23 protein-coding genes and 1 pseudogene are annotated in these 25,860 nt (G+C 67.9%); 13 read left to right on the top strand and 11 right to left on the bottom strand.

The annotated features are described in order from the left end of the window. Positions 1–15: 15 nt before the first annotated feature. The 10 genes and pseudogenes from EI545_RS14395 to EI545_RS14355 all read right to left on the bottom strand — a co-directional run bounded on the left by EI545_RS14395 (position 16) and on the right by EI545_RS14355 (position 10,709). The gene (locus EI545_RS14395) at positions 16–837 is read right to left on the bottom strand and encodes a trypsin-like serine peptidase (protein ID WP_125326116.1); all 822 of its coding nucleotides are present in this window, start codon (positions 835–837) and stop codon (positions 16–18) included. After that, complete coding sequence (locus tag EI545_RS14390; RefSeq protein WP_125326115.1) at positions 834–1,643, bottom strand: trypsin-like serine peptidase; 810 nt, start codon at positions 1,641–1,643, stop codon at positions 834–836. Before EI545_RS14390 ends, EI545_RS14395 begins: the two co-directional genes overlap by 4 nt. Before the next feature lie 105 nt (positions 1,644–1,748). Beyond that, a complete protein-coding gene (gene glcF / locus EI545_RS14385) occupies positions 1,749–3,035 on the bottom strand; it encodes a glycolate oxidase subunit GlcF (protein WP_125326114.1) in 1,287 nt (428 codons plus the stop codon). Then, complete coding sequence (locus EI545_RS14380; RefSeq protein ID WP_125326113.1) at positions 3,035–4,117, bottom strand: FAD-binding protein; 1,083 nt, start codon at positions 4,115–4,117, stop codon at positions 3,035–3,037. The genes glcF and EI545_RS14380 overlap by 1 nt, the downstream gene beginning before the upstream one ends. A gap of 70 nt (positions 4,118–4,187) precedes the next feature. Beyond that, a complete protein-coding gene (locus EI545_RS21670; protein ID WP_245990374.1) occupies positions 4,188–5,075 on the bottom strand; it encodes an FAD-linked oxidase C-terminal domain-containing protein in 888 nt (295 codons plus the stop codon). A 33-nt stretch (positions 5,076–5,108) separates the two neighbouring features. Beyond that, positions 5,109–5,614 (bottom strand): annotated as a pseudogene (locus EI545_RS21665) (FAD-binding protein); the annotation flags it as partial. Positions 5,615–5,745: 131 nt separating this feature from the next. Further along, the gene (locus EI545_RS14370) at positions 5,746–8,292 is read right to left on the bottom strand and encodes a hybrid sensor histidine kinase/response regulator (RefSeq protein WP_125326112.1); all 2,547 of its coding nucleotides are present in this window, start codon (positions 8,290–8,292) and stop codon (positions 5,746–5,748) included. A gap of 53 nt (positions 8,293–8,345) precedes the next feature. Next, on the bottom strand, positions 8,346–8,876 hold the full coding sequence (locus EI545_RS14365; protein ID WP_216842449.1) for a putative pterin-binding protein: 531 nt from the start codon (positions 8,874–8,876) through the stop codon (positions 8,346–8,348). A 102-nt stretch (positions 8,877–8,978) separates the two neighbouring features. Next, positions 8,979–9,605 carry a response regulator gene (locus tag EI545_RS14360; protein WP_125326111.1) on the bottom strand — a complete coding sequence of 209 codons (627 nt, stop codon included), beginning with the start codon at positions 9,603–9,605 and terminating at the stop codon, positions 8,979–8,981. Positions 9,606–9,665: 60 nt separating this feature from the next. Further along, entirely contained in the window at positions 9,666–10,709 is a 1,044-nt protein-coding gene (locus tag EI545_RS14355) for a polysaccharide biosynthesis/export family protein (RefSeq protein ID WP_164517306.1), read from the bottom strand. 167 nt (positions 10,710–10,876) lie between these two features. On the opposite strand from EI545_RS14355, the gene EI545_RS14350 reads away from it, so the two are divergent. The 13 genes from EI545_RS14350 (at position 10,877) to EI545_RS14290 (ending at position 24,625) form a co-directional block, all read left to right on the top strand. Next, the gene (locus EI545_RS14350) at positions 10,877–12,124 is read left to right on the top strand and encodes a polysaccharide pyruvyl transferase family protein (protein WP_164517305.1); all 1,248 of its coding nucleotides are present in this window, start codon (positions 10,877–10,879) and stop codon (positions 12,122–12,124) included. Between the two features lie 4 nt (positions 12,125–12,128). Beyond that, a complete protein-coding gene (locus EI545_RS14345) occupies positions 12,129–13,352 on the top strand; it encodes an oligosaccharide flippase family protein (RefSeq protein WP_164517304.1) in 1,224 nt (407 codons plus the stop codon). Then, positions 13,349–14,596, top strand: a complete 1,248-nt coding sequence (locus EI545_RS14340) for a Coenzyme F420 hydrogenase/dehydrogenase, beta subunit C-terminal domain (RefSeq protein WP_125326107.1) — start codon at positions 13,349–13,351, stop codon at positions 14,594–14,596. The genes EI545_RS14345 and EI545_RS14340 overlap by 4 nt, the downstream gene beginning before the upstream one ends. Next, positions 14,593–15,564: an acyltransferase family protein gene (locus EI545_RS14335; protein ID WP_164517303.1), complete on the top strand. Its 972-nt coding sequence runs from the start codon at positions 14,593–14,595 to the stop codon at positions 15,562–15,564. The genes EI545_RS14340 and EI545_RS14335 overlap by 4 nt, the downstream gene beginning before the upstream one ends. A gap of 4 nt (positions 15,565–15,568) precedes the next feature. Further along, entirely contained in the window at positions 15,569–16,894 is a 1,326-nt protein-coding gene (locus tag EI545_RS14330; protein WP_125326105.1) for an O-antigen ligase family protein, read from the top strand. Between the two features lie 32 nt (positions 16,895–16,926). Beyond that, positions 16,927–17,835: a glycosyltransferase family 2 protein gene (locus EI545_RS14325; protein ID WP_125326104.1), complete on the top strand. Its 909-nt coding sequence runs from the start codon at positions 16,927–16,929 to the stop codon at positions 17,833–17,835. Then, positions 17,832–19,064 (top strand): glycosyltransferase family 4 protein, encoded by a 1,233-nt coding sequence (locus EI545_RS14320; RefSeq protein ID WP_125326103.1) that lies wholly within the window; start codon positions 17,832–17,834, stop codon positions 19,062–19,064. Before EI545_RS14325 ends, EI545_RS14320 begins: the two co-directional genes overlap by 4 nt. 105 nt (positions 19,065–19,169) lie before the next feature. Further along, positions 19,170–19,646: a glycosyltransferase family protein gene (locus EI545_RS14315; RefSeq protein ID WP_125326102.1), complete on the top strand. Its 477-nt coding sequence runs from the start codon at positions 19,170–19,172 to the stop codon at positions 19,644–19,646. A gap of 47 nt (positions 19,647–19,693) precedes the next feature. Next, positions 19,694–20,233: a glycosyltransferase gene (locus EI545_RS14310; protein ID WP_125326101.1), complete on the top strand. Its 540-nt coding sequence runs from the start codon at positions 19,694–19,696 to the stop codon at positions 20,231–20,233. Further along, positions 20,230–21,084 carry a glycosyltransferase family 2 protein gene (locus tag EI545_RS14305; RefSeq protein ID WP_125326100.1) on the top strand — a complete coding sequence of 285 codons (855 nt, stop codon included), beginning with the start codon at positions 20,230–20,232 and terminating at the stop codon, positions 21,082–21,084. The genes EI545_RS14310 and EI545_RS14305 overlap by 4 nt, the downstream gene beginning before the upstream one ends. Positions 21,085–21,088: 4 nt before the next feature. Next, positions 21,089–23,134: a GumC domain-containing protein gene (locus EI545_RS14300; protein ID WP_125326099.1), complete on the top strand. Its 2,046-nt coding sequence runs from the start codon at positions 21,089–21,091 to the stop codon at positions 23,132–23,134. A 40-nt stretch (positions 23,135–23,174) separates the two neighbouring features. Continuing rightward, positions 23,175–23,852: a sugar transferase gene (locus tag EI545_RS14295; protein WP_125326098.1), complete on the top strand. Its 678-nt coding sequence runs from the start codon at positions 23,175–23,177 to the stop codon at positions 23,850–23,852. Between the two features lie 83 nt (positions 23,853–23,935). After that, entirely contained in the window at positions 23,936–24,625 is a 690-nt protein-coding gene (locus EI545_RS14290; protein WP_125326097.1) for a DUF599 domain-containing protein, read from the top strand. On the opposite strand, the gene EI545_RS14285 is transcribed toward EI545_RS14290, so the two are convergent. After that, the gene (locus EI545_RS14285; RefSeq protein WP_125326096.1) at positions 24,593–25,843 is read right to left on the bottom strand and encodes a flavin monoamine oxidase family protein; all 1,251 of its coding nucleotides are present in this window, start codon (positions 25,841–25,843) and stop codon (positions 24,593–24,595) included. The genes EI545_RS14290 and EI545_RS14285 overlap by 33 nt on opposite strands. Positions 25,844–25,860 lie beyond the last annotated feature (17 nt).

The raw sequence follows: 25,860 nt of genomic DNA, 5'->3' as shown, positions 1-25,860 counted from the left end.
GTTTCAAGACCCCCCTCAGGGCTTGACGAAACGCGCGCCCGTGTCGTTGCCAGTCGTGCTGCCACCGCCGACCGTGATCCGCTTGACGCCCGGACGCGCGCTTGCCGCCGCGACCTCGCTTGTTACCCGGCCCGCGCGCAGGCGTGCCTTCAGGTCCTCCACGATCCCCGGCAGTTCCATGCCGAAGGCCACGGTTCGCCCGCCGTCCTGATAGCCGGCCGAGATGATCGACACGATCTTGGCGCGATAGCCCGACCGGTCCAGCACCGGCGCGCCGGAGGATCCGAAGGTCACGTCACAATCAACCGCGATCAGACCGTCCTGCTTGCCCAGCACACGGCAGACCCGCTGCCAGGACAGCGCCTCTTCCCGCCCGGCGGCGTAGGACACGACGCTGACTTCGTCCCCCGCGCCCGGACGGGCGACGGTGAAGGGGGCGGCCAGACTGGACGGGATCGGGCTGGCCAGCTGCATCAGCGCCACGTCAAGCGCCAGCTGTTCAGGCGGGGCCGGCGCCAGCGACAGAAACCCGTCAGGTGCCACGGTGCGCAGAACCTTGACCTCGGCCAGTGCCACGCCATCGGCCAGTCCGGCGCGAAAGCTGATGCGCCCGGCATCGACCGGAACCCCGCCGGGATCGATCACGCAATGCGCGGCGGTCAACACCAGATCGGAGGCGATCAGCGCCCCGGTGCAGAACCCGCCGCCGTCGATATCAACCCGCCCGACCGGTTCCCAGCCGCGCAGGTCATCGCGGGTTTCCAGCCGGTCGAGACCCGAATTGTCTTGCGCCACGGCAGGACAGGCCAGCAGCAGAAGCAGCGCCAGCGCCTTCATGGCTTGATGAACTTTGCACCGGTGCCCTGCCCCCCCGACAGCACGCTGACGGTCCCCGAGCCCGGGTTGGCAGGCCGTTTGCTTGCATCAAGGGTCGCGCGCAGAACCGCCAGCGGGGCGGCCAAGGGCACAGCCAGCGCCACCTTGCGCCCTTCAACCTCGGCCTTGGCCGAGATGACGGAGACGACCCGCGCGATGCCGTCGGTGATTGAAAAGACCGGCGCGCCCGAGGACCCGAAATCCACGTTGCACGACAGGATCAAGGTTTCGCGCCGCCCGGCCAGAACTTCGCAAAACTCTTGAATCGAGGGCGCCTCGGACCGGTCCTGCGCATAGGAAACGACCCCAACGGAATCACCTTCGATCGGGGTGGCCCCGGTTTCGAACGGGATCAGCGAGGGCAGGCGGATCGGCTGGCTCAGCTCCAGCAATGCCAGATCGGCGGTGACGCGCCCCAGCTTGTCCATGCCGGAAAAGCGGTAGTCGGGGTGGGTCACGGCCCGGGCCACGCCGCGGTAGGCGGCAGCCCGGCCATTGCGCCAGCCCGCGAAGAACTGAATCTCTTCCGGGCGGATCTGGACCCCGGTTGTCTTGTCGTAAAGGCAATGCGCAGCGGTCAGGACCAGTTGAGGTTCGATGAGCGCGCCGGTGCAAAACCCCCGCTCGCCCAGCATCAGCTTGCCCACGGCATCCCAGCCACGGGAATCATCGGCCGTCTGCAGGCTGACCATGGCGGCATCCTGTGCCGGGGCCATTCCTGCAAGGCCAAGGGCTATCGCCAGAAGGCCGGGGAACAGATGACGCATGGATCCTCCCCTACCACATGGCCCAGAGCATTTGACTTGCTACCGCCCAAGTTTGGCGGATTTTTGTCCATCGGCGCAAGAGGGGCAGTTGGCGGGCGTTTGCGATCAGTCCTGCAAAGCGCGGGGCTTTGGCCCGCCGGTCGCCCAGTCCAGCAGTTCCACCGTATGCACCACCGGAACAGCGGTTCCCGACCCGATCTGCAGCATGCAGCCGATGTTGCCAGCCGCGATGATCTGCGGCGCCTTCGCCTCCAGCGTCTGGACCTTGCGGGCCTTCAGTTGCTGGCTGATCTCGGGCTGCAGCAGGTTGTATGTCCCGGCCGACCCGCAACAGAGGTGGCTATCGGCAGGCTCCACCACCTCGAACCCGACGCGCTTCAACAGGTCCTTGGGCGCAGTCTTGATCTGCTGGCCGTGCTGCAGGCTGCAGGCCGCGTGATAGGCGACGCGCAGGCCCTTGGGCGCGCCTTGGGGCAGGCCGAGGGTGGTCAGCACCTCGCTGACATCCTTGGCCAGCCCTGCGATCGTGGCAGCGTCGGCGGCGAGGGGGTCCAGCCGGAACATGTGCCCGTAATCCTTGACCGTGGTGCCGCAGCCAGAGGTGTTGATGACAATCGCATCCAGCCCCGCCCCGGCCTTTTCCGCCATCCATGCCCGGATGTTGGCCGCGGCTGAGCTATGGGACAGGTCTTCCTTCCCCATGTGATGCGTCAAGGCCCCGCAGCAGCCGGCGCCCTTGGCCACCACGACCTCACATCCCAGCCGGCGCAAGAGGCGGATGGTGGCGTCATTGATGTCGGTGTTCAGCGCCTTTTGCGCACAGCCGGTCATCAGGGCCACCCGCATCCGGCGTTCCCCGATGGCGGGAAAGACCTGCGCGTCGTCGTTGCGGCTGACCGGGGGGATCTGCTTTGGCGCCATCGCCAGCATGGCTTTCAGCCGTTTGTCGGGCACAAGAAACGCAAACGGCCGCGCGATCTTGGCTCCGAGAAGCGCAAGCCGGAACCGCGTCGGATAGGGGATCACCCGCGCCAGCACCGCCCGCAAGACGCGGTCGCCAAAGGGCCGTTTGTAGGTCTTTTCGATATAGGCCCGCGCCTGATCGACCAGATGCATGTAATGCACCCCCGACGGGCAGGTCGTCATGCAGGCAAGGCAGGACAGGCAGCGGTCAATATGCTTGACCGTCTTTTCATCTGCCGGGCGGCCTTTTTCCAGCATGTCCTTGATCAGGTAGATCCGGCCGCGCGGGCTGTCCAGTTCGTCGCCAAGCACCTGATAGGTCGGGCAGGTCGCCGTGCAGAACCCGCAATGCACGCAAGAGCGCAGGATTTCGTTTGCGCGCTGGATGCCGGGGTCCTTCAACTGCTCCGGTGTGAACGTCGTCTGCATCAGCCCATCATCCCCCGGTTCAAGATCCCGCGCGGGTCGAACCGTTCCCGCAAGCCAGCCCCCAGCGCCGCGACCTCTGCCGCCTCGGGTGGAAAGACCGGCGCGCCCTCGCCCCGGATCAGCGTTGCATGGCCATGCCCGGCGACGGCCGCGCGCACCGCCTCGGCCCGGCCCTCGGCTGTCAGGAGCCAGACAAGGCCGCCGCCCCAATCCCAGACCGCCTCACCGCCCACGGCAGCCACAACGCCCGCCGCCGCCGTCGGCACCACCGCAAGCCGCCAGACCGCACCGGGCTGCCCGGCGAAGGCTGCAACATCCCGCACCCGGCGCCAAAGGTCGGCACTCTCTGCCCCCTCCACCACCCGGACATCCCCGGAAACAAGCGCCCGCAACTGCCCGACGCGATAGGCGACAGATCCCGCCATCCCTTCGACCCGGACCAGCGACCGCCCGCCTTCCCGCGCAGCGCCCGACACGTCAAAGGGCGACCCCAAGGCCCGGCGCAGCACCGCCAGCCCCTCGGCATCGGCGAGGCCGTCGATGACCAGCGTCGCCTCGGCTTCGGGCAGGGCCTGAACCTTGAAGGACACCTCGGTCAACACACCGAGGGTGCCGTGGCTTCCCGCCATCAGCTTTGCCAGGTCATAGCCGGTGACATTCTTCATCACCCGCCCACCGTTCTTGACGACAGTCCCCGCGCCATCGACAAAGCGCACCCCCAGCAAGGCATCGCGGCAGGCCCCCACCTGCACGCGGCGCGGCCCGCTGGCATTGGCCGCCACCACGCCCCCGATGGTCGAAGCCCCCTCGCGCCCCAGCAGTTGCCGGAAATCCGGCACTTCGAAGGCCAGCCGCTGCCGTTCCCCCGCCAGCACGCCCTCAACCTCGGCCAAGGGGGTTCCCGCCCGGACGACAAGCGTAAGGGCACCGGGCTCATACAGTTCCACCCCGGACAGGCCACCGGTTTCCAGCACCTCACCCACGGCGCGCCCGATGGTGCGTGTGCCCCCGCCCCGCACCAGCAAGGGCCCCGCTGCGCCTGCAATGGCTGCCGCCAGTTCCGCCTCAGTCACAGGCCGCATCACCCCACCTTTCATTCTGGCTCAAATATCCCACGGGGGTGCGGGGGTGTGAAACCCCTGCTCCGCCATCTCAGCCCGCGCGCCGCGCGGCACTTGTCGCCAAGGGAAACACCTTCGCCGGGTTGAGCAGCCATTTCGGGTCGAACACATCCTTCACCCGCATCTGCGCCTCCATGTCGGCGGGGGCGAATTGCACGGACATCAGGTCGCGCTTTTCGATGCCCACGCCATGCTCTCCGGTCAGGCAGCCCCCGACCTCGACACAGAGCTTCAGGATCTCGGCCCCCATCGCCTCGCATTTTTCCAGATCGCCGGGCTTGTTGGCATCGAACAGGATCAGCGGGTGCATGTTGCCGTCACCGGCATGGAACACGTTGCCCACGTCCAGCCCGAACTCCACGCTCATCTCGCCGATCCGGCGCAGCACATGCGGCAGGCTTGAAACGGGGATCGTCCCGTCCAGACACATGTAATCGTTGATCTGCCCCATCGCGCCGAAGGCCGACTTGCGCCCCAGCCAGATGCGCTTGGCCTGATCTTCATCCGCCGCCTCGCGGAACTCCACCGGGTCATGCGCCATGGCGATCTGGCGGATGCGGGCCAGCTGTTCGCTGATCTCCGCCTCGGACCCCTCTACCTCGATGATCAGCAGCGCCTCGCAATCGGGGTAGCCCGCTTTGGCAAAAGCCTCGGTCGCGCGGATGCAGGGGCGGTCCATGAACTCGATCGCCACGGGCAGCAGCCCAGCGCGGATTATGTCGGCGACACAGGCCCCCGCGACCTCGTTGGAGTTGAAGCCCACCAGCACCGGCCGCGCGCCTTCAGGCTTTGGCAGGATCCGCAGCCAGGCTTCCGTCACCACGCCAAGTTGGCCTTCCGACCCGCAGACCACGCCCAGAAGGTCCAGCCCCGAGGCCTCGGCCCATGGTCCGCCAAGGGTTATCACCGTGCCATCCATCTTGACCAGCGTGACGCCCAAGAGGTTGTTTGTCGTCACCCCGTATTTCAGGCAATGCGCCCCGCCGCTGTTCATCGCGATGTTCCCGGCAATTGCGCAGGCCAGCTGGCTGGAGGGGTCGGGGGCATAGAAAAACCCGTCCGCCTCGACTGCGCCGGACACCGACAGGTTCGTTCGCCCCGACTGCACCCGGATGAAACGGTTGTCGTAATCCGTCTCGATCACCGCATTCATCCGCGCGACACCCAGGATCACGCTGTCGGCCGTCGGCAATGCCCCCCGGCCAATGACGTGCCCGAGCCCCTTGGGACGACCGGCACCCCCTCTTCCCAGCAGGCGCGCAGGACGGCCGCAACCTCTTCGGTCGTGCGCGGCAAGACGGCAGCAAGGGGCGGGCAGCGATAGGCGGTCAAGGCGTCGCATTCATAGGCGCGCAGTTCTGCAAGGTCGTCGATCACGGCATCAGCGGGCAAGACTCCGCGCAGCCGCGTGACAATCCGCGCCTTGGCAGACAGGATCGCAGCATCGGGCAGCGGCATTTCCATGGTCATTTTCCCCCGTGATTGGTAAATAAATATAACCAATTTTCCGGGCTGACAAGCAAAATCCCCCTGCGCAGGCCAAATCTCCCCGCTTGGAGGCCGATCAGCGTCTCGAACCCGTGTTGGCGCTAGGTCGGGGTGTCCCAGAAGGCTGCACGCAGTGCCGCCCAGGTCTCAAGCCATGTAGAGCCCAGCCCTTTCCGGGCGGCTTGCAGGGCCTTGGTGTCCCCTGCCCGACAGGCGGCTTCAAGTCTGGCAAGCTCACGGCTGAGCCGGCTGGCGCCGACGACGGCAGATGCACCGACGCCTGTGTGCAGAACGGCGGCAAGCTCCTCTGCCGAGGCGGTTTCGGCATCCGCATCGATGGTGGCCAGGATGTTTTCCATATTGGCATGGAATTTCTGCAGCAGGCGCTGCAGGCCATCCTTGTCGGCGATCCGCCGCAGGTCATTGAGCCGGTCGGCATCCAGCAGCGCGTCCGACCCATCTTGCGTGCCCCCGGCCCGGTGCTCTGCCGGTGTGCCGTGGGGGACGGCGTTCAGCGCCTCGGTCAGGCTGCGGATGGACAGCGGCTTGGTCAGCCAGCCGTCCATGCCCGACTCCTCGAAACGGTCCATCCGGTCGGGACGAACATGGGCCGTCACGGCCAGGATGCGGCTGTGCTGCGAGGCGCCGCCCTGGCGGATCACGGTGGCTGCGGTCCAGCCGTCCATCAGCGGCATCGACAGGTCCATCAGGATGACGTCATAGCGTCTTGCACGCGCCTTTTCGACGCCGTCGCCGCCATCGACGGCCAGCGTCACCCGGTGGCCCAGATGGTGCAGCATTTCCTCCAGCACGATCCGGTTGGTCTCGTTATCCTCGACCACCAGCACGTCCAGCGCTTGCGCCGCCAAAGGCTTGCCTTGGGCGGTGTCCGGCACCGCCACCTGTGCGGGGTCCGCCGCCGATTGCAGGGGCAGACGCAGCCAGAAGCAACTGCCCTCACCCGCAGCGCTTTCCACCCCGACTTCGCCCGACATCGCCCGCGCCAACCTGCGCGAGATGGCGAGACCCAGCCCCGTGCCGCCGACCGACCGGCCAAAGGTCGGATCGACCATGACAAAGTCTTCGAAGATCCGGCTTTGGTCGGCTTCGGCGATGCCGATGCCGGTGTCGATCACCCGCACTTCAACCTCGACCTCAAGGCCGGTGGTCCGCTGCACCTCGGCCTCAACGGTGATCTGGCCGCCGTCGGTGAACTTGATCGCGTTCGACAGGAAGTTCTGCACGATCTGCCCGATCCGGAACGGATCGCCCTGCAGCGGGGGAAATTCGCCAAGGATCCGCACCTCGACGTGATTGTTCTTCTGCGCTGCCGCCGGGCGCAGCGTATCGACCAAGGTGGTCAGCAGCGCGGGCATGTCGAAGCGGTCTGCCAGAAGTCCGACAGGACCGGCATCCACGCGGCTGATGTCCAGCACATCGTTCACATGGCGCAGCAACTGCTTGGCCGAGCTGCGCGCCAGGGTCAGGAACCGCTCCTGCTTTGGCTCCAAGGGGGTGCGTCCCAAGACGTCAAGCGCGCCGATCACACCGTTCAGGGGTGTCCTCATCTCGTGGCTCATGACGGCGATGAAGCTGGTCTTCGTGCGTTCTGCCGCCTGCGCTTCGTCCCGCGCCGCGACGAGGGCCGCCTCGGCCTTGCGGGCGTCCGAAATGTCGCGCAGGTAGGCAATGAAGATCATCCCCTCGGGGCCGTCATTGCTGGCAATCGACAGTTCGACCGGAAACTCCTCGCCCGATTTGCGGATTGCGGTGATCTTGATGCGCCCGGCGTCGACCACATGGCGCACGCCGGTCGCCTTCATCCGTTCCATGCCCGCATCATGCGCCGCCCTGTGCCGCGGCGGGATGATAAGGGTGCCCAGCGGCTGTCCGATGGCCTCGGCGCGGGTGTAGCCGAAGATGGTTTCGGCGGCAGCGTTGAAATCGATCACGCAGCCGTCCATGCCGGCCACCACCACGGCATCAAGCGAGGTGCCCACCGTCGCCGCCAGCCGCGACGTGATCCGCTGCACTTCATATGCGCGGCGGTCGGCCTGCAGGTTCAGCGCCACGACCAGACCCAGCAACCCCAAGAGCAGGGTGATCAACGCCACACTCGCGCCAGCGATCTTCTGGATGACGTCGGAAAGACTGGCGCGGCGGGCATCCTGCAAGCCAGCGTTGATATCGATCACCTGAATGGCCGTGGCGCGCAGGTCCGTCCGCAGCGCGCCCACATCGGCGACTATCTGCGGCAGGGCTGCCCGCAGGGCCCGATCCTCGCCATCAATGAGTGCGGCGGTTTCGTCCAGAAAGGTGCGCATTCGCGCCTTCAGGGGCGCCACGGTGTTCGACAGGCCAAGGCGCAGGAACATCGTGCCCTTCACCACCGTCTCGGCACGGCTGTAGAACAGGTCGAACCGTTTGCGCAGGTCGGCCAGATCGGCACCGGGCACCGCCAGCGCCAGCGTCGCCGCCGCTTCCAGCCGCACGACATCCAGCTCCAGCTGCGTCACGTTCCAGTGGAGACTGTCGACAGGCTCTTCCTGCAGCTTCTGCAACTCGCTTCGCAGCTGCACCGCCAGCACCACGATTGCGACGAAGGCCAGTGCGGTCAGCCCGACCATCGCATTGCGCAGCCAGCGCACCCGGGCAGAGGTGCCCGACGCGGGAAGGATAGCGGGCTGATCGGCTGGTTCGGTCAGTCTGTGATCTCGATCCGGTTCAGTTGCCAGATCGAGCGGGCATAGGTCTGCTCGGTCCGGAAAGCGGCCACGTCATCAAAGGGGTAAATCAGCCAGACCGGCCCCTTGTCGCGCGTCGACATGGGCTGGCCATCGGCAAGGAAGGCCAAGAGCGGGCCATCGGCAAGGGCGTCGGCGGCTGGCATCGAAATCTGGTAGTCGTTGAGGGCGGTCAGCTTGACAGTGGCCCCCGTGGCCCCGGCTGCCGCAAGAAGATCTCGCAAGAGGACGCCGGAATAGGTGGCTGTGCCCTCGGTCCAGATCGTGGCTGTGGTGAAGCTGTGCTGGGGCAGGCTGGCCATCAGGTCGGCATCCAGTGCCAGCACGCCATCGGCGTTGGTTGTGCCGATCGCCCCCGACACGGTCAGGATGACCTCAGCCTGCGGGGCGGGCAGGGTTTCCGCAAGGGCCGGACCCGACACAAGCAGCGCCCCCGCAAGGCACGCGCCCAGCCATGTCGCCCGGAAAGTTCGGATCGTCTGCATCATCAGCCCCGCTTCAATATGTCAGTCCTGACTGCCAGATAGCACAGCCCACCACCCCCGTCCTTTGGCCATCGGCACACGTCCCTACCCTTTCGGATAGGGTGGTCAGAACAGCCCCGCCTCCTTCGCGATCATCGCGGCATGGGTGCGGTTGCGGGCGTCGATCTTGCGGTAAAGCGTCTTGACATGCAGCTTCACCGTCACCTCCTGCAGGTCAAGTTCGCGGGCGATTTCCTTGTTGGCCAATCCCCGGCACAGAAGGCGCAGCACCTCGGTTTCGCGCGGGGTAAGCTGCGACCCGGCCAGCGACGCCGCTGGCGCGTCGCGTTCGGTCATCATCGACATTGGCGCATAGACCTCACCCGCCGCCATGAACCGCAGGGCAGCGATCAGAGTCTTGGTCGACATTGTCTTGGGCAAAAAGCCCGCCGCACCTTCGGCCAGCGCCTGTTCCGCGACGGATCGGGGGGCCGTTCCAGACAGGATGGCCACCGGAACGCCCGGACAGGCCGCCCGCATGGCCGCAAGTCCGGCAAGGCCGTTCATGCCGGGCATCATGTAATCCAGCAGGATCAGGTCATGCGCGGCCCCGGCCGTTGCCGCCGCCCGTGCTGCGGCCAAGGCCACCGGGAAATCGGCGGCAACATCCACCTCGATACCCGGCTCCAGCCGCAGGAAGGCGGCAATCGTGTCGCGCACCAGTTCCTGATCGTCCGCCAACAGGATCTTCATCGGTCCCTCACTTCCCGACCGGCTACTCTTGCAAGGTACCGGCCGCCAATTGTCACAGAACTATTCGTCCTTGAGGCTTTCGATCAGCGTGATGGGCGTCAAAACCCCGCCGATCAGTTGCAGGCTTGGCAAAATCTCGCCAATCGCCACGTTCCAGTCGCCAAGCGCCGAGCGTGGCACGAACACCACGTCGCCGGGCTCCAGCGGGAAGTCCAGGCCCTTGCCCGTCAGCATCCGCGTTGCATCGACAATGATCAGCTCCCCCTGCGTGGGCGATGTGGTGCGGATGATGCGGATGTCGCTTAGGAGTGCCTGCCCGCCCACCGGCCCACCGGCAAGCGCCAGCACTTGCAAGAGCGTCCGCCCCTCAGCCCCGAACGGGACCGCTTGCGGCCCCGCCACCGCGCCAAGGACGTAGACCGACATGTCTTCCTTGAGCGGGGCGAACAGCACGTCGCGCGGCTTCATCCAGACGTTTTGTTCGAACGCGCCATTGCGCAGCAGGGCATTCAGATCAACCGTGCAGATCCGGTTGTCGCGCAACAGCCGTGCGCCCGGCAGATAGGCGTCCTTGCCCAGACCGCCTGCCAGCGCCACCGCTTCAAGCACGTTCGTCGCACCCTTCATGTAGCGCACCCCGGGTTCGCGGAATTCGCCCAGGAAATACAGCGGGGCACTTTCCGCGCCGATCAGTTCCACGGTCACCCATGGGTTGATGAAATGCGGCGCATAAGCCTCTTTCAACTCGGCCTGGATGTCGCGCGTGGTCCTGCCGCCGACGCGCACCAGTTCGACGATGGGCAGTTGCACATAGCCCGCGTCATCGACGCGGGCGGTGATGTCTGACAGGCCTTCCTCGCCAAAGATGTTAAACCGCAGGTTGTCGCCCGGCCCCACGCGATAGCCGACCGTGGGCGTGAACCCCGCGCTGCCCCCGTCGCCGCCCTTTACCCCTGCCGCCAGCCGCGCTGTGCCGCAGGCCGGACCGGCCGACCGTGCCACACCCGGCGCAGTCACGGCCATCCGCTCCACCACGCCATCATGGCGCAAGTTGCTGCCAGCGGGCCTGGGCGTGCAGGCGCCCAGCAGCGCCAGCGCCGCCACGCACCCTATCCAACGGGATAGTCCCGCACTCCGAAGGTTCATTCTGCCGACCCTGAATTGCCTAAGTGCTTCGCTTGGACCCGAAACCTATCCCGCCTTGTAGCAGACACAGCATATGTGGCGCGGATATTCGGAATGCCGTCAACACCTTTTCAAAGGCAATGAATATGATCACCTTGCTGAATGCCGCGCCCGACACGGGCAACCAAGGGGTGAGTGCCCTGTGCCTGTCCGCGCTGGCCGGTCTGGCTGCGCGCGAGGCCGGGCCACTGGCTGTGGCAGACCACGGCCGCGGCGTGCGGATGGACGACATGGGCTTTGCCCGGGTCAGCCGTCTGGGCCTGACGCACAACCGGCGGTTCTGGCGCGGCGACAGCCTTGCCACGGTGCGGGCGCTGGCCCGCATCGGCGGGGGGCCCAGCGCCTCGGCCCGGATGATCGCCGGGTCGCGCGCCATTCTGGACGTCTCGGGGGGCGACAGCTTTACCGACCTTTACGGCCCGCGCCGGTTTCGGGCCATGGTGCTGACCAAGCGGCTGGCGCTGGACAACGGGCTGCCGCTGATCCTGCTGCCGCAGACGCTGGGGCCGTTCCGCGACCCGGCCAACCGCGCCGAGGCGGTGGCGATCCTTGCCGCCGCCCGCGCCGTCTGGGTGCGTGACGCCGCCAGCTTCGACTTTCTTCGCGATGCGCTTGGCCCCCGGTTCGACCCCGACCGCCACTGTCTGGGCCTGGACATGGCAGTAGCCCTGCCCCGCCGCGAACCCGCCGATCTGTCGCCCCGGTTGCGGGTGTGGACATCCCATGCCCGCGGCTTTCCGGTGGCGGGGCTGAACGTGTCGGGCCTCTTGATGCAGGACGCGGCCGGGGCGCAGGCGACCTTTGGTCTGGCGGACCGCCATGACAGCCAGATCGAGGCTGCGGCGCGTGCCGTGCTGGAGCAGGACCCCCACATGCGCCTGCTTCTGGTGCCGCATGTCCACCGCGACCTGGGCGACCGCGAAAGCGACCTTGCGGCGTCACTGGCGCTGAAGGCGCGGCTGGATGCCGATTATCCCGACCGGGTGGAGGTGCTGCCGGGCCGTCTGGACGCAACCGAACTGAAATGGGTGCTGTCGCGGCTGTCCTGGTTCGCGGGCGCGCGGATGCATGCCACCATCGGCGCCTTCTCCTCGGGCACGCCGACTCTGGGTCTGGGATATTCCGACAAGGCGGCTGGCGTCTTTGCGCAATGCGGGATCGGCGACCATGTGGCCGACCTGCGCCGTCTGGACGCGCCCGCGCTGGCGCAGGCGGTGCGCGTCTCGCTTGCCGCGCGCGAAGCGACGCGCTGCGATCTGGGCAACCGGCTGCCTGACCTGCTGCGGCGGGCCGAGGCGCAGATGGATGCCATCGTCCACCAGATCCGTAGCTGATCCGATGCGCCTTTCCGCCCGTCTCATCGGCTGGTCGGTGCCGCTCATGTCCGAGGCGGCTGCGCTGGCCCGTTCCGCCATCCTCGCCCGCATGATCGGGGGCGAGGAACTGGGCCGTGCGCTGGTGCTGACACTGGTGCTGCGGCTGGCCGAGATGGTCAGCGATGTGGGGATCGAGCGGTTCCTGATCCGGCAACCGGGGGCCATGGCGCCGCAGATGCTTGCAGCCCTGCATGGGGCGGTGCTGTTGCGCGGTCTGGGGATGGCCGCGCTGCTGGTCGCCATGGCCTTGCCGATGACCGTAAGCCTGCCGGATGGGGCCAGTGCGGCGACCTATGCCGCGCTTGCCCTTGCGCCGCTGCTGCGCGGCGGTCTGCATCTGGCCTACCGGCTGGACGAACGCGAGATGCGGCTTTGGCCGATGGCCGTGGTTGAAGGCGGGTCCGTGCTGGCCATGCTGGCCGCACTTCTGCCGGCGCTGGCCTTGTGGGGCGACCATCGGGCGATGCTGGTGGTGCTTCTGATGCAGGCCGGGGCGCAGGTGGTGCTGTCGCATCTGGTGGCGCGCGTGCCGTACCAGATGGCCTTCGACCGGGCGGTGCTGGCGGAGGTGCTGCGCTTTGGCGCGCCGCTGGTGCTTAATGCGGGCCTGATGTTCCTGACCTTTCAGGCGGACCGGCTGATCGTGGCGGGCTGGTATGGCTGGGCTGCTGTCGCGGTGTATGGCGTGGCGCTGCAACTGGCGATGCTGCCCGCGCAGATCGCCGGGCGCGCGGCGGGGTCACTGCTTGCCCCAGGTCTGCGCGGGATCTCGGGCGCGGCGCTAGTTGACCTGTCCCGCCGGGCGGTGCTGGGGCATCTCGGCCTTGGGCTTGGCTTTGCGGCAGGGTTCACGCTGGCCGCCCCGCCGTGCATCGCGCTGGTCTACGGGCCTGCCTTCCGCCCCGACCCCGCCTTGGCGCTGGCCCTTGGCCTTGCCGCCGGGGCACGCATCCTGCGCACCCCTCTGTCGCAACTGGCCGTCATCCTTGGCCGCACTGGTGACCCGGCCCGGGCCAACCTGTGGCGCGCTGGCGCGCTGGTGCCCGCCCTGATCGCCGCCACGCTTGGCCTGCCCCTGACCGCCATCGCCGCCGCCGCTGCGGTGGGCGAGGCCGCCGCCACCTGCCGCGCCCTGCATCTGGCGCGCGGCGTCCTGTTCCCGTCACTGTCGAAAGTCCGCATATGACCCGTCCTGACCCGATCACCCGCGCCGTTGCCCGCAACCTCTGCACCGGCTGCGGTGCCTGCGCCGGGGCCTTTCCCGCCGCCATCCGCATGGTGGACGACCCGGTGAACGGCCGCCGCCCCGTCGTGGCCCCCACCCCAGAGGGCCGCGCCGCCGCCGTGAAGGCCGCAACCCTGTGCGCCGGAACTGGCACCGATTTCCGCACCCTGCCCGCGCATGACGGCTTTGGCCCCGTCCTTGCCGCATGGGAGGGCCATGCCGCCGACCCCGAAATCCGCCATCGCGGATCGTCAGGTGGGGCAGTCACAGCGCTCGCGCTGTTCGCGCTGCAGTCGGGGCTGGCGGGCGGGGTGGCCCATATCGCCGCGCGCCGGGACGATCCGCGCCTGAACGAGGCCGTCATCAGCCATGACCGCGAGGGCCTGTTGCGGGGTGCGGGGTCGCGCTATGCGCAGGCCAGCCCGGCCGAGGCTTTGGGCGCGATTGCCGCCGGGGCCGTCCCCGTCGCCTTCATCGGCAAACCCTGCGACGTGGCCTCGGTCACCCGCGCCAAGGCCGACCCGACGCTGGCCGCCAAACTGCCGCTGACCATCGCCATCTTCTGCGCCGGGGCGCCCAATCTTGTGGCGACTGACCGGTTGTTGAACCGGTTGGGCGTGCCAAAGGATGCCACGCTGACCGACCTGCGCTATCGCGGCAACGGCTGGCCGGGGCTGATGCAGGCGCGCTACCGCGATGCGGACGGGGTGGAGCAGCAGTCCGAGGGCATCCCCTATGCCGCAGGCTGGGGCGGCATCCTGCAGGCCGAACGGCGCTGGCGCTGCCGGATCTGCACCGATCACACCGGGGCGCTGGCCGACATCTCGGTCGGCGACCCATGGCACAACCCGCCCGAGGGGCATACCGACGCGGGGCGGTCGCTGATCATCGCGCGCACGCCGGCGGGGCTGCGGCTGGTGCAGGCGGCGCTGGCGGCGGGGGTCTTGGTGGCGCAGGCGCAGCCAGATGACGTGATCGCCCGGGCGCAACCCAATCTGGTGGCGGCGCAAGGGGCGGTCTGGGGCCGCCGGCTGGCGATGCGCGCCATGGGGCTGCCCGTGCCCGCCGACCGTGGCCTGCCGCTGTTCGCGGCATGGCGCGCGCTGCCGTGGCGGGCGCGGCTGTCATCTGTCGCGGGCACCGTCCGCCGGATAGCGCGGCTGCGCCTCTGGCGGCCTGTAACGATCCGGGAAACGGAAGCATGACCCTGTCTCAAGCCATGACCTCGGGCCGGGGGAACAACCTGCACGCGCTACGGTTGCTGCTGGCGGCGGCAGTGATCGTCAGCCACGCCTGGCCGATGGCCCTTGGCGCAGCCACGCCCGAGCCGCTGGAGACCTTGACCGGCCATTCGCTGGGCGGATGGGCGGTGGCGGGGTTCTTCTTCCTTTCCGGCCTCCTGATCGCGGGAAGCGCCGAGCGTCACACCGCTTGGTCCTTCTGGACGGCGCGGGGGCTGCGCCTGTTGCCGGGACTTGGCTTTGCGCTTGTGGTGACACTGCTGCTGGCCATGCTGTCTGGCGCAGCGCTGACACCCGCAGTGTCTGCGACCTATGTCCTGCGCGGGATCACCCTCTTTTCGCTGGAGCATCATCTGCCCGGTGCCTTTGCCGCCGCACCCATGCCCGGCGTGGCGAACGGGCCGCTGTGGAGCCTGTCGCATGAGGTGACGGCCTATGCCCTGTGCCTTGCCGCCGTGAAACTGGGGCTGCTCCGGCACCGGGCGGGGCTTGTGGCCTTGGCGGTGGCGGCGCTGGCGCTGTGGGCGGCCCCGGACCTGCCCGCGCGCGCCGACACCTTTGCGCCGCTGTTCCTGGCCTTTACCCTTGGCATGCTGGCCCACGCCTTGCACGACCTCCTGCCGCTGTCGCCCCGCGTGACGCTGGCGCTGGTCGTACTGGCCCCGCTGGGATGGCCGCTTGCGGTGGCGGCCCTTGGGCATGGCCTGCTGATGCTAGCGTTCAGGCTGCCCGCGCGTCCCCTGCGGCAGGACCTGTCCTATGGCCTCTATCTGCTGGGCTGGCCTGTGGCGCAGAGCCTGATGCACCACCTGCCGGGCCTGACGCCGCTTGTGCTGGCGGCCCTGACGCTGGCCGTGACGCTGCCTTTGGCCGCTGTCAGCTGGCATCTGGTGGAGCGCCCGATGCTGGCCCCACGCCTGGCCCGGGCCTGACGCCATGGCCAACACCCTTACCCGCCGCAAGGGCACCGTGCTGGGCGTGCCGATTGTCGTCGCGCTGTTCTTTCTGGGCATGATGATGCCGACCTCGGTCGGGGTCAGCCTTGGCGGACTGCGGCTGTCGGTCTACCGCATGGTCCTGCTGGTGATGTTCGTGCCGATGCTGGTCATGCTGTTTTCGGGCCGTTACGGCAAGCCGCACCTGTTCGACGCGCTGGCGCTGGGGCATGCGGGACTGGCGCTGGTGGCGCTGGTCAACTGGGGCGGGCTGCAGCAGGGCATCGAATCCGGTGGCATCTACATTGTCGAGTTTGCGGGGTCCTATCTCCTCGGTCGCCTCTACATCCGCAGCTATCAGGACTTCCGCGCGCTGGCGCAGGCCTATGTGATGATCGTGGTGGGGATGCTGGCCTTCACCATCCCCGAGGCGCTGACCTCGGTCCACATCCTGCATGACGGGATCGCGGGCGCCACCGGCGGCGCGCCCGCCCCGTTCATTGAACAGCGCATGGGGCTGGAGCGGACCTTCGGCCCCTTCGACCACCCCATCCTCTATGGCGTGTTCTCGGCGGCGGCATTCTCGCTGGCCTATTTCGTGCTGGCGGAAAAGCGGCTGACGAACTGGGGCGGCATGGCCAAGGTGATCGGCGTCGCCACGGCCACCTTCCTGTCCGCCTCGGGCGGGCCTTATGTCGTTCTGATGATGCAGATGTTCGTCGCAGGCTGGGAGCGGGTCTTTGGCCGCATCGCCGGGCGCTGGCGGATGCTGTTTGCGCTGTTCGGCGTGATCTACCTCTGCATTGACCTGTTTTCCAACCGCACACCGTTCCACGTCTTTGTCACCTATTTCACCTTCTCCACCGTCTCGGCCTACAACCGCATCCTGCTGTTCGAATACGGGACAGCCGAGGTGGCACGGCACCCCCTTCTTGGCATCGGGCTGGGGGATTGGGTGCGCCCGGTCTGGATGTCGGACAGCATGGACAACTTCTGGCTTCTGATCGCCATGCGTTACGGCCTGCCGGCCTGGGCCTTGCTTGTGGGGCTGATGCTGGGGCTGATCTACGCGGTGGGGCGTCGCAAGGGCCTGCCGCCGGAATGGAAGCGCGCCCGCCATGCCTGGGCGTTCACGCTGTTCGGCATCACCGTCGCCGCTGCCACCGTGCACCTGTGGAACGCGCTTTTCGTGCTGTTCCTGTTCCTGATCGGGTCCGGCGCGTGGCTTTACGATGCCAAGGTCGAGCCGTCCAAAGGGATAGGGCGGCCTGTCCCCTTGCCCCGCCGCACCCCCCGCCTGCGCCCGCCGCCGCAGCGGCTGTTCTGATAGCCAGCACGCGTACCCCAAAGGAGCCTGCCATGGACCTGTCCATCGTCATCGTGAACTGGAATACCCGCGACCTGCTGCGCGATTGCCTTGCCTCGGTCTATGCGGGCTTGGGCACATTGCAGGCCGAGGTCTGGGTCGTCGACAACGGGTCGACCGACGGATCGCCCGCGATGCTGGCCGAAGAGTTTCCAAGGGTCCGGCTGATCGCCAACCCCGACAACCGGGGGTTTGCGGCGGCCAACAATCAGGCGCTGTCGCGCGCGAGCGGGCGGTACGTCCTGCTGTTGAACACCGACACGCTGGTGCATGGGTCCGTACTGCCCGATACGGTGGCCTGGATGGACGACCACCCCGGCGCGGCGGTTCTTGGCCCCCGCATCCTGAACGCGGACGGCACGCTGCAAAGCTCGGCCACGGCGTTTCCGTCGCTGTATCGGCTGGCCCGCCAGACGCTGGGCCTGCACAAGCACGAAGCCCCGAACTGCGGGCAGACCCGCCTGCACCGGGCCGAGGTGATCTCGGGCTGTGCGATGGTCGTGCGCCGCCGCGCGATGGCCCTTGTGGGCCTGTTGGACGAGGCGTTCTTCTTTTACGGCGAGGAAACCGACTGGTGCCGCCGCTTCACCCGCGCCGGCTGGGATGTGGTCTTCGTCCCGGTGGGCGAGATCACGCATTTCGGTAGCGGGTCGGTGCGCCGCCTCAACCACCGTCGTGATCTGATGCTGACCGAAGGCACAGTGCGGCTGCATGCCAAACATTCCGGCCCGATGGGGGCCTTGGCCTGTTACCTGTTGCTGGCGGTGTTCAACGCCTCACGCGCGGCGGGGTGGGGCGCGCTGGCCCTTCTCCACCGCCCCGGTGCTGCCGACCGCGCCCGGCATTTCCGCGGCGTGGTGGCGGGCTACGCCAGCGCATGGCCAAAGGCGAAACGCGCATGAACATCCTTCTGATCGCGCCGAACATCGACGGCACCGACGTGGGCGAAGCCTATGTCGCCTTCAAATGGGCCGAGGCGCTGGCCCCGCTGGTGACGCTGACGGTCCTGTCCTTTGAACGGCCGGGCCGGACGCCCCTTGCCACGCAACTGCCCGGCGTGCGGGTCGTCACTTGGCCGGAACCTGCCTGGGCGCGGCAACACGAACGGCTGAACGCCATGTTGAAGCCAGCCTGGCCGGTGTTCGCCGCCCATGTGCGGCACTGGCTGACCAAGACCCTCGCGGCAGGTGAGCGGTTCGACGTCGCGCATCAGCTGATGCCGCAGGCGGCGCGCTATGCCTCGCCGTTGCGGCACTTCGACATTCCTTATGTCATCGGCCCCTTGGGCGGCGCGCTAGACACGCCCGCAGCCTTCCGCGCCGAGGCGGGGTCTGCCCCCCTGTTCACCCGTCTGCGCGCCTTGGATGCGTTTCGGTTCCGCAACGACCCATGGCTCCGCGCCAGCTATTCGGGGGCCGCCTGTATCCTTGGCGTGGCACCTTATGTGGCCGAGGTGCTGGCCGACATCCCCCTTCGCCGGTTCGAGCCGATGCTGGAACTGGGCATCGACGACGTAGCCCCGGCACGCCCCAGCCCGATCACGCCGGGCCAGCTGCGCCTGCTGCATGTCGGGCGCGGGGTGCGTACCAAGGGGCTGCGTGATGCGGTCCGGGCGCTGGCACATCTGCCGGACCTGCCGCATGTCACCCTGACCAGCGCCGGTGCGGGCGAAGAAATCGCGCTGTGTCAGGCCGAAGCGCAAACCCTTGGCGTGGCCGACCGTGTCACCTTCCTTGGCCCCCAGCCCCGCGCCCGGATTGAGGAGCTTTATGCCAGCCACGACGCCTTCGTGTTCCCCTCGTTCCGCGAACCGGCGGGCGGGGTGCTGTATGAGGCGATGCGCCACGGCCTGCCGGTGGTGACTGCCGCGCGCGGTGGTCCGGATTTCATCGTGGATGACAGCTGCGGCCTGCGTCTGCCGGTGAACACGCCGGCGCGCTATGCCGCCGACATCGCCACTGCCATCCGCCGCCTGCACGGCAGTCCCACCCTGCTGGCCACGCTTGGCCAGGGTGCCCGTGACAGGGTGCTGGCCGAGGGCCTCTGGCCCGTCAAGGCCCGCCGTCTGGTTGATCTCTACCACGACCTGCAGACCCCCCTCCTCCGGCGTGCGGCCTATCCGCAAGGATAGCCCCACCACCCCACCGCTCTGCCAAAAAGCCTTTTGCACACAAGCGTTTGGGGACGTTCCTGGTTAGACCTTCCGGCAACAAGACCCATCGTACCGGAGAGACCCATGCCCACCAACCTTCCCCGCCCGCGCCATCGTCGCCGGGTCCTTGCCGTCGCTTCGGGCGGTGGCCATTGGGTGCAGCTGATGCGCCTTCGCCCCGCGTTTGAGGGGACGGACGTCCATTACGCCACCGTCGATCCCGCCAGCCGCGCCATGGTGGCTCCGGCCCCGGTCCATGTCTATCCGGATGCAAACAAGGACACCAAGCTGCGCCTGATCCTGTCGGCGCTGCGGCTGGCGGTGATCGTGCTGCGGGTGCGCCCGCATGTGGTGATCTCCACCGGCGCGGCGGGCGGGTATCTGGCGATCCGCATCGCGCGGCTGATCGGTGCCCGGACCGTGTTCATCGATTCCATCGCCAACACCCGGCACCTGTCGGTGTCGGCCCGTCTGGCGCAGCAGGCCGCCGATCTGGTGCTGAGCCAGTGGCCCGCGGTCGCCGCCCAGACCGGCGCGCAGTACCGCGGTGCTGTCCTCTGACCCCCCCAGACTCTCTGACCCATAACCCAGCCACGAAAGACCCCGCCATGATCTTCGCAACCGTGGGCACGCAACTGCCCTTCGACCGCCTCTTGCTCGCCGTGGACACCTGGGCCTCGATGCACCGCGACGTGCCGGTGGTGGCCCAGACCGGCCGCACCACCACAACCTACAGCAACCTCACCTGCCTGCCGCATCTTGACCAAAGCCGCTATTCCGATTGCGTGGCACAAGCGCGGGTGATCGTCGCCCATGCCGGCATGGGCAGTATCCTGACCGCGATCGAGGCGGGCAAGCCGGTGATCCTGATGCCGCGCCGCGCCGATCTGGGCGAACACCGCAACGACCATCAGCGCGATACGGCGGCTGAAATGTCTGCGCTGTCGAATGTGACCGTGGTTGAAGACAGCACTGCCCTGTGCACGGCGATCAGCGCGGCCTTGGCGCGGGCGGATAACCCGGCGCTTGCCGCCCGCAGCAGCGTCGCCTCAGCCCGGCTTCTGGATGCGGTGCGCGATTTCATCTGGACCGAGGAAAGCCAACCCTCCCGCCGTGGCTTCGGCCTTCGTCAGGGGCTGCGCGCATGACACCGCTGGCCACCGTTCTGGTCCCAGCGTGGAATGAAGGCACCGTCATCGCCCGCACCCTGACCGGCCTGCAAGCCGGACTGGCGCGCGGATCGCTGCGGATTGTCGTCATCGCCAACGCCTGCAGCGACGATACCGCCGCCGCCGCCCGGCGTGCAGCACCCGATGCCGTGGTGCTGGAAACCCCTGTCCCGGGAAAATGCCACGCGCTGAACCTGGGCCTGACCCATGCCGAACCCGGGCGGCCCGTAGTCGTGCTGGATGCCGATCTTGACGTCACGGCGGCTGCCGTGCTGGCCCTGGTTTCGGCCCTTATCCATGGGAAGGCGCTTGCCGCCTGCGGGCAGATGGAGGTGAACGCTGCCGCCGCCTCGGCCAGCGTCCGGGCATGGGTGCGCGCCTGGCAAATGAACCCCTATTTCGCCCGCGGCAAGTTTGGCGGCCTCTTCGCCCTGTCGCCCGCCGGGGTGGACCGCGTGTTTCCACTGCCCGTCCTGACGGCGGATGACGAATTCATCCGCCGCGCCTTTGCCCCCGCCGAGGTGGCCTTCGTGCCCGCCTGCCGCTTTGTCGCCCATGCCCCGCGCACGTTGCGCGCGCTGGTCCAGACGCGCCGCCGGTCCCTGCGCGGCGCGCGCGCGATCACTGCCATGGGTCGCCCCGCGCCCGTAGGCGAAGGCTCCCACGCGATGCTGCGCGCCGCCCTGGCCCGCCCGTCGCGCTGGCCCGACCTTGCGGTGTTCCTTGCCGTGATGGCCGTGGTCCGCCTGCTGCTGGCCACCGAGCGTGACACCGCCCAGCGGTGGGAGCGCGACTTGACCAACCGCCTGCCGACGCCGCTGGAAGGTTGATCCGATGACCGCGAACGCCTCCATCGACATCGCAGCCGCCGAGCCGCTGCCGCTTGCCGAACCGCCTGCCGCGCCCGAGCAAAGCCCGCTTGCCGGCCTTGCCCGCGCCATGCGGGGGCGCTGGCTGGCGGCGGGGCTGGTGGCGGCGGTCATCGGCCCGGCCTTCGCCTTTGGCGGCTATGTTTCCGGGGTGCGCCTTTATCAAAGCGGCGCGATCCTGCGGGTTTTTCCGCAGGAATCCAACATCCTGTATCGCACCGGCGACGATTCCGTGCTGAAGACCTTCGACAGTTTCGTGAAGGCCGAGACGACCTCGGTCGCGTCGAACCCGGTGATGGACCGCGCCCGCGCCGCACTCGCCGCGGACTGGCCCGCACTGGCCGCTGACATGACCGCGAGCGACCTTGCAAGCTCGATCGAGATCAAGCGCAACGACAGCCTGATCACGCTGAACACCAAATCGCGCGACCCGGCCTTTGCCGCCGCCAAGGTCAACGCCGTGGTCGCGGCATACCTCGACCTGCAGGCCGAGGCGGAATCCGCCCGCAGCGACGTGCGCCTGGCCGAGCTGCAATCGCGTGAGACCGACCTGCAGGCCCGACAGGCCGACATCCGCCGCCGCACGCTGGAGGTGGGGGGCGAATACGGCATCGACGCGCTGGCCAAGGCGCATGTCGAAAAGATCGCCCAGATCGACGCGCTCGAATCCCGCCGTGCCGAGGTAGAGGCAACGCTGGCCGCCATGCGCACCACCAGCGGCGAATCCTCTGCCGACATGTCGGATGACGAGATCATGCGCGCCACCCTTCTGGACCGCGCACTGGCCGACCTGAACTTTGAACGTGCCAAGCGCGAAGCCGAACTGTCGACCTTCCTTCTCCGCTATCCCGCTGACAGCCATCAGGTCCGCGACCTGCGCGAACAACTTGCCGTCATCGACCGCGCCATGGCCGAGCGGCGTGAGCAGATCAAGGTGCTGGGCCAGACCGGCGCGCTGACCGACACGTCCGGCGCCAATGCCGAGGCGAGCCAGGCCGAAATCGCCGCCCTGCTGGAAAAGGTGACGGCCAACCTCGCCACCGCTCGCAGCGAAGCCCGCGACCTGAACAGCAAGCGCGCCGAACTGGCGGCCCTGAAGGAGGAAGCTGACGATGTGCGCAAACTGCTGGAGGAAACCAGCAGCGCGCTGGAGGTGATCCGGCTTGAGGCCGGGCGCGCCCTTCCGGGCTATACCGCGATCCTGTCGCCCGCCACCGAACCCGCCGAACCGGCCGAGGACAGCAGCAAGATGCTGGCAGCGGCGGGTCTGGCCGGCGGCGGTGTGCTTCCCTTCGCGGTGGCGCTGATGCTGGGGCTTCTGTCAGGCCGGGTGCGCCATTCCGATGCCCTCAGCCGCTTTGGCCATCTGGTGCCCGTGCTGCGCGTGGTCCCCCGCCGCCGCCCCGCCGCGTCCGAGCCTGACCGGCTGCGCAATGCGCTTCAACTCCTCCCACTTCGCCATCCACAGCCGCCGGGAAAGACCCGCGTGCTCACCTTTGCCCGGCTGGACCAAGGGGCACCCGCCGACGATGCGCTGGCCTTGGCGCGCAGCTTCGTGCGTGCCGGAACCCGGGTCCTGCTGATCGATACGGACCTGTCCGAACAGGGCATCACGCAGTCCCTTGGCCTGACCGACCGCCCCGGTTGGCGCGAAGCGCTGCTTGACCAGAAGCCCGCCCTTGTGGCCATGGCCGACGGCCTTTCCGTCCTGCCCGCCGGGCTTGACCCCCGGCTGACCGACACCAGCGCGGGCATCGGCGCGATCCGCCGCACCTTGGCTGATCTGGCCACCGATCAGGATCTGATCCTGATCTGTGCGCAAAGCCCGGCCAACAGCCTGATGACCGAACTTCTGATGTCGGCCAGCGATCTTGGCCTTGCCGACGTGCAACCCGCCGACCGCAAGGCATCCATTGCCGCCCATATCCTGCGGCTCGACAACCTGCCGCGCCAAGGCGGTGCCCTTGTCTTCACCCACGCCAGCGCCGGCGACCCCGGCCTGCCTGCCTGATCCACCCAACTCCCTCCTTAACCATTGACGAGATTGCCAAATGTTCGCCTTCACCCATTCCCCCGCCTTTCCGTCCGCCCACGCCCGCCCCGCGCTGCAATCGCTGCCCGCCCCCCATCCGGTGCCGCGCTGGAAACGCCCGCTTGACCTGACGCTTGTAATCCTTGGCCTCCTTGCCATCTGGCCGCTTTTGCTGGCCATCGCCGTCGCCGTGCGGCTTTCCGGGCCGGGGCCGGTGTTCTTTGTGCAAACCCGCATCGGGCGCGGCGGTGTCCCGTTCGGGATCATCAAGTTCCGCTCGATGCACGCCGATGCCGAGGCCCGGCGCGCCGCCCTTCTGGCGCAGTCCGACCGTGAGGGGCTGTGCTTCAAGGCCCGCAAAGACCCGCGCATCACCCCTGTCGGCCGCGTGCTGCGCCGCTTGTCGCTGGACGAATTGCCCCAGATCTTCAACGTGCTGCGCGGTGAGATGTCGCTGGTCGGCCCCCGCCCCGCCCTGCCCGAAGAAGTGCGCGCTTACCCCGCCAGCGCGATGGAGCGGCTGGCCGTCCTTCCCGGCATCACCGGCCTCTGGCAGGTGTCAGGCCGCGCCGAGGTGGGGTTTGACGACATGGTGCGCATGGATGTGGCCTATGCCCGCGATGGCCGCCTGTCCAACGACCTGTCCATCCTGGCCCGCACCGCCCGCGCCGTCCTGTCGGGCAGGGGTGCCTACTGACCCTTGTTCCGCGACCGCGTCACCATGATCCGTGCCTGCCCCAGTCTCTTCCGTTCTCCGGCGTCCCGAACTAGGCTGCGCGCATGTCCCTGATCCCCGAAACCCTGCCGCTCCTCGACATGGCCGCACTGCTTGCGCTGCTGGCGGCTTGGCTTCTGTCGGGCTGGCTGATCGAGAACCCGCCGCGCAAGCACCTGTCCGTCTCGATCCTGATGCAGGATTACCGGCGTGACTGGATGCGCACCTTCGTCACCCGCCAGCCGCGGATCTTCGACGCCACCCTGATCGACAGCTTGCGGCAAGGCACTGCCTTCTTCGCCTCGGCCTGCATGATCGCCATCGGGGGCGGCATCGCCGTGATCGGCAACGCCCGCGCGGTGGAAACGCTGACGGCCGAGCTTCCCCTGTCCACCGGCGGGCAGGATGTTGCCCTGCACATGCTTCCCGTGATCGGTCTTTTGTCCAACGCGCTGTTGAAGTTCGTCTGGGCGCACCGGCTGTTCGGCTACTGTTCGATCCTGATGGCCGCCGTTCCGAACGAGCCGACCGATCCGCTTGCCTTTCACCGCGCCGGACAGGCGGCCGAGATCAACATCACTGCGGCCAAAAGCTTCAACCGCGGGCTGCGGTCGATCTATTTCGCCCTTGCCGCCCTTGGCTGGCTGCTTGGTCCCTGGGGCCTTTTGGCCGGCACATTCCTGTCGACGGCCGTCCTGCTCAGGCGAGAGTTCGCATCCGCCTCACGCCGGGTGTTTCTGATGCGAGAGCCATAGCGCCACCTTGCCCGCCACGGTTTCCCCCGACAGCCGCGCCCCTGCAGCGGTCTGTTTCAGGCTACCGGCCAAGGCCTCGCCCGCAAACCAGATCCGCTCGCCGACTGGTTCTGCCAAGACCTGCCGTGCAGCCGCCTTGCCCGGCCGGGCGGCGGCGTACCCCCCGCGCACATAGCGTTCCGCCCCCCAATGGGTCATCGCGCCATGGGTCACGGCTTTGCGTGCGTCAGATCCGAACATGTCCACCAGCCGGTCAGTCACGAAATCCACCGCCGCCTCGCGCCCGGCAGCTTCCATCTCCCAGGCAAAGTCGCCGCCGACAAAACCGACCATCAGGTCAAGGTCAAAGGGGAAGGCCAGGAAGTAAAGATCATGCCGCGCGTGCCGTTCCATCAGCAGGTCGTCGAAGGGCGAAAGTCCCAGCCGCGTCCCCTCCACCTTCACCGGCACCTTGGTCAGCAAACCCATCGGCAGATCAAAGATCGCCTCCTGATGCGGGTCGGGCAAATCAGGGGAGAAGGCGATCTCCTCGAACGCAAGCACGCCGGTCGACACCGTCACGATCACCGCCCGCGCGCGCACTGTGCCCTTTGCCGTCTCCACTTCGACGCCGGGGCCATCCCAACGGATGCGCCTGACCGGGGTCGCAAGCTGCACCGGCACATCCGCCCCCCAGCGGTGGATCAAGGCGCCAAAGCCTTCCTTGGTGAAATAGTTCGGATCAAGGTCCGCCGCACTGCGGTAATCGGCAACGCTGATCTCGTCGTCATCGGCGCCAAAGTCCATCGGCCCGGCGAAGGTAGCGCTGACCCGCAGCGCATGGCAGGCTTCAACGACTGACGACAAGCGGTCATCCCCGCTTCGATGCCGTTCGATACAGGCGGCAAGCTCCGCCTCTGCCAGGCGTTCTGCCGCCATCTCGGCATCCGTGGCGCGGCGCTTGCCGAACCACAGGTGATCCAGCCCCATATCGTGATGCTGCAAGGTCCATCCCGCGGCCTGAGCCTCGGTGAAGAACGGGTTGCGGTCCGCCGCGTGCAGCCAGGCACAGCCGATGTCAAAGGGCACGCCGAAATCATCGCTGGTCGTCCAGGCCCGCCCGCCGATCCGGCCCATCGCCTCCAGCACGACGAAACTTGCCCCCGACGCACGCAGCCGCTTCGCCGCCGCCAGCCCGGCACAGCCTGCGCCAACGACCACCACATCCACATCCGTCATTCCAAATCCCCCACGCT

Source organism: Tabrizicola piscis (assembly GCF_003940805.1).
Lineage (GTDB): Bacteria > Pseudomonadota > Alphaproteobacteria > Rhodobacterales > Rhodobacteraceae > Tabrizicola > Tabrizicola piscis.
The sequence above is the reverse complement of the archived record's forward strand: the minus strand, read 5'-3'. Positions and strand labels throughout refer to the sequence as shown.